This is a genomic window from Pseudomonas fontis, assembly GCF_028656955.1.
Taxonomy (GTDB): domain Bacteria; phylum Pseudomonadota; class Gammaproteobacteria; order Pseudomonadales; family Pseudomonadaceae; genus Aquipseudomonas; species Aquipseudomonas fontis.
In genome coordinates this window covers 1-11,899 of the sequence record NZ_JAMDGY010000100.1, presented here as the reverse complement: position 1 = coordinate 11,899, position 11,899 = coordinate 1, and the positions used below count along the sequence as shown (strand labels likewise).

Genomic DNA, 11,899 nt, shown 5'->3' with positions numbered 1-11,899 from the left:
ACGGGCAAGACGGTATCTACCGAACCCTGCCCCTCCCGCCCAGTGCTCTATAGTGGTGCACAAGACAGCGTTATCTGTCGACTCACAGCCCATTTTGGTTCAAAAGTAACAACGCCCCACGAAATCCAGTCACTTATTGGGCAGCCGACGCCCGGTTTCAGGCGATGCCGCTTCTTTTCGGAGCCTTGGTTTGGTTCTTGCATTTTCTTCGCACACGCAGATAAACAGAGGTCAACCCGCCCCATGACCATCAGCGATGCACTGCACCGTCTGCTACTGGACAACCTGACCACTGCCACTATTTTGCTCAACGCCGATTTGCGCCTTGAGTACATGAACCCGGCAGCGGAAATGCTCCTGGCCATCAGCGGCCAGCGCAGCCATGGCCAATTCATCAGTGAGCTGTTCACCGAGTCGGCCGAAGCCCTCAATTCCCTGCGCCAGGCAGTCGAGCACGCGCACCCGTTCACCAAGCGCGAAGCCATGCTCACCGCCCTCACCGGCCAGACCCTGACCGTGGACTATGCCGTCACCCCGATCCTCAGCAAGGGCCACACCCTGCTGCTGCTCGAAGTGCACCCGCGTGACCGCCTGCTGCGCATCACCAAGGAAGAAGCGCAGTTGTCCAAGCAGGAAACCACCAAGATGCTGGTGCGCGGCCTGGCCCACGAGATCAAGAACCCGCTTGGCGGCATCCGTGGCGCCGCCCAGCTGCTGGCCCGCGAGCTGCCCGAAGAAAGCCTCAAGGACTACACCAACGTCATCATCGAAGAGGCCGACCGCCTGCGTAACCTGGTCGACCGCATGCTCGGCTCGAACAAGCTGCCGTTGCTGGCAATGACCAACATTCATGAAGTGCTCGAGCGCGTGTGCAGCCTGGTCGAAGCGGAAAGCCAGGGCGGCATCACCCTGGTGCGCGACTACGACCCGAGCCTGCCGGACGTGCTGATCGACCGCGAGCAGATGATCCAGGCCGTGCTCAATATCGTGCGCAACGCCATGCAGGCGATCAGTGGGCAGAACGAACTGCGCCTGGGCCGCATCAGCCTGCGTAGCCGCGCCATGCGCCAGTTCACCATCGGCCACACGCGCCACCGCCTGGTCGCCAAGATCGAGATCATCGACAACGGCCCGGGCATCCCGGCCGAACTTCAGGACACCCTCTTCTATCCCATGGTCAGTGGCCGCCCGGACGGTACCGGGCTGGGCCTGGCGATTACCCAGAACATCATCAGCCAGCACCAGGGCCTGATCGAATGTGACAGCCACCCTGGCCACACCACCTTCTCGATCTTCCTGCCGCTGGAACAAGGAGCCTCGCCCCAATGAGCCGTAGTGAAACTGTCTGGATCGTCGATGACGACCGCTCCATCCGTTGGGTCCTGGAAAAAGCCTTGCAACAGGAAGGCATGACCACCCAAAGCTTCGACAGTGCCGATGGCGTCATGAGTCGCCTGGCCCGCCAGCAGCCGGACGTGATCATCTCCGACATCCGCATGCCCGGTGCCAGCGGCCTGGACCTGCTTGCGCAGATCCGCGAACAGCACCCGCGTTTGCCGGTGATCATCATGACTGCGCATTCGGACCTGGACAGCGCCGTGGCCTCCTACCAGGGCGGTGCGTTCGAATACCTGCCCAAGCCGTTCGATGTCGACGAGGCGGTCTCGCTGGTCAAGCGCGCCAACCAGCATGCCCAGGAGCAACAGGGGCTGGATGTGGCCCCCACCCTGGCCCGCACCCCGGAAATCATCGGCGAAGCGCCGGCGATGCAGGAGGTGTTTCGCGCCATCGGCCGCCTGAGCCATTCCAACATCACCGTGCTGATCAACGGTGAGTCAGGCACCGGCAAAGAGCTGGTCGCCCACGCCCTGCACCGCCACAGCCCGCGTGCGGCGTCGCCGTTCATCGCCTTGAACATGGCGGCGATTCCCAAGGATTTGATGGAGTCCGAGCTGTTCGGTCACGAGAAGGGCGCCTTTACCGGTGCGGCCAACCTGCGCCGCGGGCGCTTCGAGCAGGCCGATGGCGGCACGCTGTTTCTCGACGAGATCGGCGATATGCCGGCAGATACACAGACACGCCTGTTGCGCGTGCTGGCCGATGGCGAGTTCTATCGCGTGGGCGGCCACGTGCCGGTGAAAGTCGACGTGCGCATCATTGCCGCAACCCACCAGAACCTCGAAACCCTGGTACAGGCCGGCAAGTTCCGTGAGGACTTGTTCCACCGCCTGAACGTGATCCGCATTCATATCCCCCGCCTGTCGGACCGTCGCGAAGACATCCCGACCCTGGCCAGGCATTTCCTCGGCCGTGCGGCGCAGGAGCTGGCGGTAGAGCCCAAGCTGCTCAAGCCGGAAACCGAGGAGTTCATCCGCAACCTGCCGTGGCCGGGCAACGTGCGCCAACTGGAGAACACCTGCCGCTGGATCACCGTGATGGCTTCCGGGCGTGAAGTGCATATCGGCGACCTGCCGCCCGAACTGCTGAACCTGCCGCAGGATGCCGCGCCCGTAACCAACTGGGAGCAGGCGCTGCGCCAGTGGGCTGACCAGGCGTTGGCGCGTGGCCAGTCGAACTTGCTCGACAGCGCGGTGCCGAGCTTTGAACGGATCATGATCGAAACCGCGCTCAAGCACACGGCCGGCCGCCGGCGTGATGCGGCGGTGTTGCTTGGCTGGGGGCGCAATACCCTGACGCGCAAGATCAAGGAACTGGGAATGAAGGTCGATGGCGGCGAAGAGGACGGCGACGACGAGGCCTGATCTTCAGGGCCCCATCGCCGGCAAGGCCGGCTCCCACAAAATCCTCAGCACTGCTGAAACCTGTGGGAGCTGGCCTTGCCAGCGATGAGGCCAGCACTGCTGGCCTCAACCAATCATGTTTTGCCACTGGCCCAACAGATTGACGTTGCGATCAAAGTGGCAGATGGCAGCAAGAAACTCCTCATCTTCCCCGGTCAGGTTGCCAGCCTGAAAACGCGCCACCAGGGACGTCAGGTACAACAGGCCCTGGAGGCCTTCTCGCTCCTGGGCATTGAGCGTTGGCGAAGCGATTTTTTCGGCCGCCTTGGCCAAGTGATCGACACCCATCGTTGCTAGGTACTGGGGGGGCAACATAATTCACGTCCTGTTCAGGTTGACTGGCACATGCCAGGACGCAGCCTAGACCGTCGGCGCCGGGCGATTAAGCAGGCAAGCCTCCCCGCAAAAATGCACCGAAGCTGAGCCCGCTGCACCGTCACAAGGCACAAATGCCCTGCTCAACCGCCCATTCCCCCCGCAAAAGCCGCAAAAACCGCCCTTTTGCTCACTGCAATAAAACTGGCACACCCCCTGCATATCATGGTTATCACCCAGTTTTGGGGACCTTGGTACAGGCAGGCCGGGGAATCCCCTCTTTTATTCTTCGCGCAGGCGCACCTGCACTCGCCAGCGACCCTGCACTGACTCGCCGACCCAGTCGCCGTGCAGCGCACGGGCCGCCACCAGGCTCACCAGCAAGCCCTTGTCACTCTTCTGCACCCGCCAGGTGACCGGCTTGCCGGCCAGTTGCAAACGCCCCTTCTGGCTGCGCCCATCCGCTTCGAACAACAAGGCAATCGTGCCGTCGACCTGCTCACCGTGCAGCTGCGGCTCTTCGTTGAACCACAGGTTCAAGCCACCCTCGAGCACCTCCACCTGTTCCAGCTCGCGCGGCTCAGGTGCCGTCAGGCGCCCGAGCATCAGCCCGACCAGCAGGCCGAACAAGGCCAGGGAAAACAGCACCCGTATCCAGGATTTCGAACGCGGGTCCGGATCAGGGGTAGAATGCTCGCCGTCTTTAAGTTCGGAGCCGTGCATGTTTCACGTCATCCTTTTTCAACCAGAAATTCCGCCGAATACCGGCAACATTATCAGGCTCTGCGCCAACAGCGGCTGCCACCTGCACCTGATCGAGCCCATCGGCTTCGAACTGGATGACAAGCGCCTGCGGCGCGCCGGCCTGGACTACCACGAGTACGCCACGCTGCAGCGCCACGCGGACCTCGCCAGCTGCCTGGCAAGCCTTGGCCAGCCACGCCTGTTCGCCTTCACCACCAAGGCCTCGCACCCCTACCACGAAGTCGCCTACCAACCCGGTGACGCCTTCCTGTTCGGCCCGGAAAGCCGTGGCCTGCCAGCCGAGGTGCTCGACAGCCTGCCGCCAGAGCAACGCCTGCGCCTGCCCATGCAGCCGGGCTGTCGCAGCCTGAACCTGTCCAACACGGTGGCGGTGACGGTGTATGAAGCCTGGCGCCAGCAGGGCTTTGCCTGAGGCAAGAAAAAAGCGCCCCGCAGGGCGCTTTTTGCTGACAGCGGGTCGCTTATTGCAGCGACGGCGCTTCGCCAGCTTCCTGCATGCGCTGCATTTCTTGCGCGTACAGGGCATCGAAGTTGACTGGCGACAGCATCAGGGCCGGGAACGAACCACGGGTCACCAGGCTGTCCAGCGCTTCGCGAGCGTACGGGAACAGGATGTTCGGGCAGAAGGCACCCAGGGTGTGGCTCATCGAAGCCGCATCGAGGTTCTTGATCAGGAAGATGCCGGCCTGCTGGACTTCAGCAATGAAAGCCACTTCTTCACCGTTCTTGACGGTCACCGACAGGGTCAGCACGACTTCGTGGAAGTCGCCTTCCAGGCCTTTCTGCTTGGTGTTCAGGTCCAGCGCAACAGCCGGCTCCCACTGCTGACGGAAGATCGCCGGGCTTTTTGGCGCTTCGAACGACAGGTCACGCACGTAGATGCGCTGCAGGGAGAATTGTGGAGCGCTTTCGTCGGCTGCCGCAGCGCCGTTGCTTTGTTGTTCAGTCATGACAGATCCTTCTTTGCAGGGTCTTGTAGGGGTTTGGAATCAAGCGTTGAGCAGGGCGTCCAGCTTGCCGGCGCGCTCCAGGGCATACAGGTCGTCGCAACCACCCACGTGGCGGCTGCCAACCCAGATTTGCGGCACCGACGTGCGCCCGGCCTTCTGGCTCATTTCGGCGCGCAGTTGTGGCTTGCCATCGACCTTGATCTCTTCGAAGGCCACACCTTTGCTGGCCAGCAGGTGCTTGGCACGCGAGCAGTAAGGGCAGTAGTCGCTGGAGTAGACGATGACGTTGGCCATGTCACTTCACCAGCGGCAGGTTGTCGGCTTTCCAGCTCGACACGCCGCCCGACAGCTTGGCAGCAGTGAAGCCGGCCTTGAGCAGTTCGCGGGCAATGGTGCCAGCGTGCTGGCCAACGCCGTCGACCACGATCAGGGTCTTGTTGGCCTTGTGCTTTTCCAGCTCGCCAATACGCGCAGCGAACTTGTCTTGCGGAATGTTCAGGGCACCAACGATGTGGCCAGCTGCGAAGTCCTTGGTCGGACGGATGTCGATGACCAGGCCTTTATCGCTGTTGACCAGTGCGGTCAGCTCGCCAGTGCTCAGGCTACGGCCGCCTTTGCGCGCTTCGGTGATGATCAGCAAGACCAGCAGAACAGCGAAGATAGCGACCAGAAGATAGTGATTTGTTGCGAATTCAATCAGGTGAGCAACCATCGGAGGGTGATCCAGGCCATTAAAAATGTTGGCCAGTATACACAGCAGCCAAGGCCGGCCAAAGCCTACTGCAGCGCGTTGTCGATAGCAATTCTCATTTGAGCGCGCTGCCCGTCGGACGGTAGCGCCGGGGTAACAAGGTAAATTCGTCATCCATGGCCAATTTGCCCTAAAATGCGGATCTTTATCATCTGAACAACCGTGAGTGGGATTGATGACGAGCACGCCAAAACCCTTGGTCCTGATCATCCTGGATGGTTTCGGTCACAGCGAAAGCCATGAGTACAACGCTATCTACTCGGCCAACACGCCAGTCTACGATCGCCTGCGCGCTACCCAGCCGCACGGCTTGATCTCCGGCTCCGGCATGGACGTCGGCTTGCCTGACGGGCAGATGGGCAACTCGGAAGTCGGCCACATGAACCTTGGCGCAGGCCGGGTGGTGTACCAGGACTTCACTCGCGTGACCAAGGCCATCAAGGACGGCGAGTTCTTCGAAAACCCGGTGCTCTGCGGTGCAGTGGACAAGGCAGCTGGCGCCGGCAAGGCCGTGCACATCCTCGGCCTGTTGTCTGATGGCGGCGTACACAGCCACCAGGACCACCTGGTAGCCATGGTTGAACTGGCCGCCCAGCGTGGCGCCGAAAAAATCTACCTGCACGCCTTCCTTGATGGCCGCGACACCCCGCCGAAAAGCGCCGAGTCGTCGATCAAGCTGCTGGATGAAGCCTTCGCCAACGTCGGCAAGGGCCGCATCGCCAGCCTGATCGGCCGCTACTTCGCCATGGACCGCGACAATCGCTGGGACCGTGTCAGCACCGCCTACAACCTGATCGTCGACAGCACTGCCGAATTCAGCGCCGACACCGCCCAGGCTGGCCTGGAAGCGGCGTATGCGCGTGGCGAGAGCGACGAATTCGTCAAGGCCACGCGCGTTGGCGAAGCGGTCAAGGTTGAAGACGGCGACGCCGTGATCTTCATGAACTTCCGCGCCGACCGTGCCCGCGAGCTGTCGCGCGTGTTCGTCGAACCCGAGTTCAACGAGTTCCCGCGTGCACGTCTGCCAAAACTGGCCGCCTACATCGGCCTGACCCAGTATTCGGCGAAAATCGCGGCCCCGGCCGCGTTCGCCCCGGGCAGCCTGAGCAATGTGCTGGGCGAATACCTGGCGAAAAACGGCAAGACCCAGCTGCGCATTGCCGAAACCGAGAAATACGCCCACGTCACCTTCTTCTTCTCCGGTGGCCGTGAAGAGCCGTTCGAAGGCGAAGAACGCATCCTCATCCCGTCGCCAAAGGTCGCCACCTACGACCTGCAGCCGGAAATGAGCGCGCCGGAGGTCACCGACCGGATCGTCGAGGCCATCGAGCAGCAGCGTTATGACGTGATCGTGGTCAACTACGCCAACGGCGACATGGTCGGCCACAGCGGCGTGTTCGACGCGGCGGTCAAGGCCGTTGAAGCCCTGGACCTGTGCGTCGGCCGTATCGTCGAAGCCCTGGCCAAGGTCGACGGCGAAGCGCTGATCACTGCCGACCACGGCAACGTCGAGCAGATGTCGGACGAATGCACTGGCCAGGCGCACACCGCGCACACCACCGAGCCGGTGCCTTTCATCTATGTTGGCAAACGCAACGTGAAGGTCCGCGATGGCGGCGTACTGGCCGACGTGGCGCCGACCATGCTCAAGCTGCTGGGCCTGGAAAAACCGGCAGAAATGACCGGCACCTCGATCCTGATCGACGCCTGAACCTGACAAACCGCCCCTAACGGTCGGTTTTCCGGACAAACGCCCCAAAGCAGATGCCTTGGGGCGTTTTTTTTGCCGCGCATGGCGGGCATACTAGGCCAGTCTCCATGCCTGGTTAATGCCTACCCCATGCTCCGCGCCCTGATCCTCATTGCCCTGACTTGCCTGTTCGGCCCGGCCGTTGCCGACGAACGCACGCAAACCCAGCAACAACTGGACGCCACGCGCCAGGACATTGCCGAGCTGAAAAAGCTGCTGGGGCAATTGCAGCAGGAAAAATCCGGTGTGCAGAAAGACCTGCGCAGCACAGAAACCGACATCGGCAAGCTGGAAAAGCAGGTGGAGGCCCTGCAGCAGGAACTAAAAAAGAGCCAGGGCGAGCTGGAGCGCCTTGATCTCGAGAAAAAAAAACTCCAGAGCGCCCGCGTTGAACAACAACGGCTGATCGCCATCCAGGCCCGTTCGGCCTACCAGAACAACGGCCGCGAGGAATACCTCAAGCTGCTGCTCAACCAGCAGAACCCCGAGAAGTTCGCCCGCACCCTGACCTATTACGACTACCTGAGCCAGGCCCGCCTGGAGCAGTTGCGCAAGTTCAATGAAACCTTGCGCCAGCTGGCCAATGTCGAAAAAGACATCGCCAACCAGCAATCCGAACTGCTGGCCCAGCAGAGCGACCTGGACACCCAGCGCCAGGCCCTGGAAAAAGTCCGCGCCGAACGCCAGGACGTGCTCGCCAAGCTCAACAGCGACGTCAAGGAACGCGACCAGAAGCTCGTCGCCCGCCAGCAGGACCAGGCCGACCTGACCCGCGTGCTGAAGACCATCGAGGAAACCCTCGCCCGCCAGGCGCGTGAAGCGGAAGAAGCCCGTCAGCGGGCCCTGCTGGCCGCGCAGGAAGCTGAAAAACAGCGCCAGCGCGAAGCCGCCCTGGCCAGCCGCGACAGCGAAAGCGACGCGCCGAAAAAGCCCAAGCCCGTGCCCGGTGCAGTGGTTTCCAGTGACGGCGCTACCTACGGTGGCGCTTTTTCTGCCGCCCGCGGCAAACTTCCATGGCCGGTCAATGGTCGACTGCTGGCACGTTTCGGTGAAACCCGTGGCGACGATGCCCGGGCCAAGTGGGACGGCGTGATGATCAGTGCTTCGGCCGGCAGCCAGGTGCATGCGGTGCATGGCGGGCGCGTGGTGTTCGCCGACTGGTTGCGCGGCGCCGGACTTCTGGTCATTCTCGACCACGGCAATGGTTACCTGAGCCTGTACGGGCACAACCAGACCCTGCTCAAGAGTGCCGGCGACGTGGTCAAGTCCGGCGAGGCGATCTCCACCGTTGGCGACAGCGGCGGGCAGGACACCTCGGCGTTGTACTTCGCCATTCGCCAGCAGGGTCGCCCGAGCGATCCTGCGCAGTGGTGTCACGCACAAGGATAGGCAGTACCTTACTTCACGCGCGCGCCGGGTTTCGGCAAGCGCGACGCTCCACACGGGGCAAAACCAGGATCAGGAGTTCGTTCGACATGCTGCATTCGCCTCGCCTTACCTCGCTGGCCCTGACCATTGCCCTGGTCACGGGCGCGTCCCTGGCCAACGCGGCCGAGCAAGCGCAGCCAGCGGCGGTAGCGCCGACCACGGTGAACGCCAAGGCGCCGTTGCCGCTTGAAGAGCTGCGCACCTTTGCCGAGGTGATGGACCGCATCAAGGCTGCCTATGTCGAGCCGGTCGACGACAAGACCCTGCTGGAGAACGCCATCAAGGGCATGCTCAGCAACCTTGATCCGCACTCCGCCTACCTGGGCCCTGAAGACTTCAAGGAACTGCAGGAAAGCACCAGCGGCGAGTTCGGCGGCCTGGGCATCGAGGTCGGCATGGAAGACGGCTTCGTCAAGGTGGTGTCGCCGATCGACGACACCCCGGCTTCGCGCGCTGGCATCGAGGCGGGCGACCTGATCGTCAAGATCGACGGCGCACCGACCCGTGGCCAGACCATGACCGAAGCCGTCGACAAGATGCGTGGCAAGATCGGCCAGAAGATCACCCTGACCCTGGTACGCGACGGTGGCACGCCGTTCGACGTGACCATCGCCCGCGCGGTGATCCAGGTGAAGAGCGTCAAGGCGCAGATGCTCGAAGACGGCTACGGCTACATCCGTATCACCCAGTTCCAGGTCAAGACCGGCGAAGAAGTCGGCAAGGCCCTGGCCAAGCTGCGCAAGGACAACGGCAAGAAGCTGCGCGGCCTGGTGCTGGACCTGCGCAACAACCCGGGCGGCGTATTGCAGTCGGCCGTCGAAGTGGCTGACCACTTCCTGACCAAAGGCCTGATCGTCTACACCAAGGGCCGCATCGCCAACTCCGAGCTGCGTTTCAGCGCCGACCCGGCCGACGCCAGCGAAGGCGTGCCACTGGTGGTGCTGATCAACGGCGGCAGCGCCTCGGCCTCGGAAATTGTTGCCGGCGCCCTGCAAGACCAGAAGCGCGGCGTGCTGATGGGCACCGACAGCTTCGGCAAAGGTTCGGTGCAAACCGTGCTGCCGCTGAACAATGACCGTGCGCTGAAGCTCACCACGGCGCTGTACTTCACCCCGAACGGGCGCTCGATCCAGGCCCAGGGCATCGTCCCGGACATCGAGGTGCGCCAGGCCAAGTTGACCAGCGAGCAGGACAACGAGAACTTCAAGGAAGCCGACCTGCAAGGCCACCTGGGCAACGGCAATGGCGGCGCGGACCGCCCATCCAGCAAGGCCGCAGCGAAGAAGGCCCGTCCGCAGGACGACGACTTCCAGCTGAGCCAGGCGATCAGCCTGCTCAAAGGCCTGAGCATCACCCGCGACAAGTGATGCGCGGCCTGCTGTTTGCCTTGATCTGCCTGTTCACCGGCGCTGCTCATGCAGCGCCGGGTAACGCCTACCTGACCCTGATCATCGACGACCTCGGCCAGAGCCCCGCTCGCGACGCCCGCGTGCTGGCCCTGCCCGGCCCGGTCACCCTGGCGATCATGCCCGATACCCCCCACGCCACCGAGTTCGCCCGCCAGGGCCATCGCGCCGGCAAGACGGTCATGCTGCACATGCCCATGGACCCGGCCACCGGCCCCTATGCCTGGCACCCCGGCACGCCTATACCGGAGCTGGAACAGCGGCTGCTAGCAGCGTTGGCCAAGGTGCCTTTCGTCAGCGGGATCAACAACCACATGGGCAGCCGCATGACCGCGCAGCCGGAGGCCATGGCCTGGCTGATGGGCGAGCTGCAGCGGCGTCATCTGTTCTTTGTCGACAGCCGTACCAGCGCAGCCACCGTGGCGGCGGCCAAGGCCCAGGCGCAAGGGCTGGCGCACCTGTCGCGGGATGTGTTCCTGGATGACCTGCGCACGCCGGAGGCGATTGCCCGGCAGTTGCAGGTGGCGATTGCCCTGGCGCGCAAGCAGGGTTCGGCGGTGATGATCGGCCACCCTTACCCGCAGACCCTCGACGTGCTGGAGCGTGAGCTACCGCGACTGAAGGCCCAGGGGATCGAGCTGATCGAGATTCACCAGATGATTGCCGAACGCAGCAACCGCGCCATGCCGGCCCACGGCAAGAACGGCGTCTACAGGTAGCGGGCGAAGGTGGCGTCGATGAAGCCTTCGGCGCGCATCTGGTCCAGGGCTGCCTGCAATGCCTTGACCACCTCGTCCGGCACCTGCTTGTTCAGCGCCAGGTACAGCTCGGCGCCGTTGAAGCGCAAGACCGTCTTGAGGTCGGTGATGCCGACCTGGCGCGCCAGGTAGCGGCCGGCCGGGTCGCCGGTGGCCCACAGGTCGATTTCGCCGTTGACGAGCTTTTTCGCGTTGTCCTGGTCACGCAGTACCAGGGCTGGGCGCAGGCCCTGCTTGGCCAAGTGCTGGGCGATGGCGTCGCCTTTGTAGGCACCGATCTTGAAGCCGCGGGCGGCGTCGAGGTTGTCCAGGCTGACCTTGCTGTCTTTGCGCGCGAGCAGGATCCAGTCGTCCGGGCCGATGGGCCCGACCCATTTGAACAGGTGTTCGCGATCGGCCTGGCGGGCCAGCACGAAGACGCCGTAGCCGGGAGTTTCCAGTGCCTGTTTGTAGACGCGGTCCCAGGGGAAGCGCAGGGTCATGCTGTAGGGCACGGCGGCACGCTTGAACATCTCGCGCACGATGTCGGCGGCGATGCCCTGGATATTGTCTTCGCGGGCAAAGCTCTTGCCGTCGCTGGACATGTTGTAGGGCGGGAAGTTTTCGGTGAGCAGCACCACGGGCGCGGCGGCCCGGGCGGCGCTGGCCATGAGCAGACTGCTGAGGAACACGACGAGCAAGCGGGTGAGCATATGAACGACCTGACTCCTTGGCGGTGTGCCTGGCTACCTTAACAGCAAAAGCATCGCCGGCAAGGCCGGCTCCCACAGGTTAGCGGGTCACTACAAACCCTTGTGGAAAGTGGTCCTGCCAAGCACCACAAACCGCTGTGGGAACTGGCCTTGCCTTGCACCACAAAACCCTGTGGGAGCTGGCCTTGCCTTGCACCACAAAACCCTGTGGGAGCTGGCCTTGCCTTGCACCACAAAACCCTGTGGAAGCTGGCCTTGCCTTGCACCACAAAACCCTGTGGGA

At 63.1% G+C, this 11,899-nt stretch carries 13 protein-coding genes; 7 read left to right on the top strand and 6 right to left on the bottom strand.

Going from position 1 to position 11,899, the window contains the following annotated elements; translation table 11 throughout:
• Window positions 1–243: 243 nt before the first annotated feature.
• Complete coding sequence (gene glnL, locus M5G11_RS24035; RefSeq protein WP_273912777.1) at window positions 244–1,329, top strand: nitrogen regulation protein NR(II); 1,086 nt, start codon at window positions 244–246, stop codon at window positions 1,327–1,329.
• Window positions 1,326–2,762, top strand: a complete 1,437-nt coding sequence (gene ntrC, locus M5G11_RS24030; protein ID WP_273912776.1) for a nitrogen regulation protein NR(I) — start codon at window positions 1,326–1,328, stop codon at window positions 2,760–2,762. The genes glnL and ntrC overlap by 4 nt, the downstream gene beginning before the upstream one ends.
• A gap of 105 nt (window positions 2,763–2,867) precedes the next feature.
• Here the strand turns inward: ntrC and M5G11_RS24025 are convergent, their stop codons facing one another.
• Window positions 2,868–3,116: a hypothetical protein gene (locus tag M5G11_RS24025; RefSeq protein ID WP_273912775.1), complete on the bottom strand. Its 249-nt coding sequence runs from the start codon at window positions 3,114–3,116 to the stop codon at window positions 2,868–2,870.
• A gap of 282 nt (window positions 3,117–3,398) precedes the next feature.
• Window positions 3,399–3,839, bottom strand: a complete 441-nt coding sequence (locus M5G11_RS24020) for a hypothetical protein (RefSeq protein WP_273912774.1) — start codon at window positions 3,837–3,839, stop codon at window positions 3,399–3,401.
• On the opposite strand from M5G11_RS24020, the gene M5G11_RS24015 reads away from it, so the two are divergent.
• On the top strand, window positions 3,838–4,293 hold the full coding sequence (locus tag M5G11_RS24015; protein WP_273912773.1) for a tRNA (cytidine(34)-2'-O)-methyltransferase: 456 nt from the start codon (window positions 3,838–3,840) through the stop codon (window positions 4,291–4,293). The genes M5G11_RS24020 and M5G11_RS24015 overlap by 2 nt on opposite strands.
• A 49-nt stretch (window positions 4,294–4,342) precedes the next feature.
• Here M5G11_RS24015 and secB read toward each other — a convergent pair whose 3' ends face one another.
• From secB to M5G11_RS24000, 3 genes are read right to left on the bottom strand one after another with little or no spacing between them, the layout of a single operon-like run.
• On the bottom strand, window positions 4,343–4,831 hold the full coding sequence (gene secB / locus M5G11_RS24010) for a protein-export chaperone SecB (RefSeq protein ID WP_273912772.1): 489 nt from the start codon (window positions 4,829–4,831) through the stop codon (window positions 4,343–4,345).
• Window positions 4,832–4,870: 39 nt separating this feature from the next.
• Window positions 4,871–5,125 (bottom strand): glutaredoxin 3, encoded by a 255-nt coding sequence (gene grxC / locus M5G11_RS24005; RefSeq protein ID WP_273912771.1) that lies wholly within the window; start codon window positions 5,123–5,125, stop codon window positions 4,871–4,873.
• Window position 5,126: 1 nt separating this feature from the next.
• Window positions 5,127–5,543, bottom strand: coding sequence for a rhodanese-like domain-containing protein (locus M5G11_RS24000; protein WP_273912770.1), 417 nt, complete (start codon window positions 5,541–5,543; stop codon window positions 5,127–5,129).
• A gap of 214 nt (window positions 5,544–5,757) precedes the next feature.
• Here M5G11_RS24000 and gpmI point away from each other — a divergent pair, with 214 nt between their 5' ends.
• The 4 genes from gpmI to M5G11_RS23980 all read left to right on the top strand — a co-directional run bounded on the left by gpmI (window position 5,758) and on the right by M5G11_RS23980 (window position 10,885).
• Window positions 5,758–7,293 carry a 2,3-bisphosphoglycerate-independent phosphoglycerate mutase gene (gene gpmI, locus M5G11_RS23995; RefSeq protein WP_273912769.1) on the top strand — a complete coding sequence of 512 codons (1,536 nt, stop codon included), beginning with the start codon at window positions 5,758–5,760 and terminating at the stop codon, window positions 7,291–7,293.
• A gap of 129 nt (window positions 7,294–7,422) precedes the next feature.
• On the top strand, window positions 7,423–8,721 hold the full coding sequence (locus M5G11_RS23990; protein ID WP_273912768.1) for a murein hydrolase activator EnvC family protein: 1,299 nt from the start codon (window positions 7,423–7,425) through the stop codon (window positions 8,719–8,721).
• 86 nt (window positions 8,722–8,807) lie between these two features.
• Window positions 8,808–10,127 (top strand): S41 family peptidase, encoded by a 1,320-nt coding sequence (locus tag M5G11_RS23985; RefSeq protein ID WP_273912767.1) that lies wholly within the window; start codon window positions 8,808–8,810, stop codon window positions 10,125–10,127.
• Window positions 10,127–10,885, top strand: a complete 759-nt coding sequence (locus M5G11_RS23980) for a divergent polysaccharide deacetylase family protein (RefSeq protein ID WP_273912766.1) — start codon at window positions 10,127–10,129, stop codon at window positions 10,883–10,885. The genes M5G11_RS23985 and M5G11_RS23980 overlap by 1 nt, the downstream gene beginning before the upstream one ends.
• Here the strand turns inward: M5G11_RS23980 and M5G11_RS23975 are convergent.
• Window positions 10,876–11,616: a substrate-binding periplasmic protein gene (locus M5G11_RS23975; RefSeq protein WP_273912765.1), complete on the bottom strand. Its 741-nt coding sequence runs from the start codon at window positions 11,614–11,616 to the stop codon at window positions 10,876–10,878. The genes M5G11_RS23980 and M5G11_RS23975 overlap by 10 nt on opposite strands.
• Window positions 11,617–11,899 lie beyond the last annotated feature (283 nt).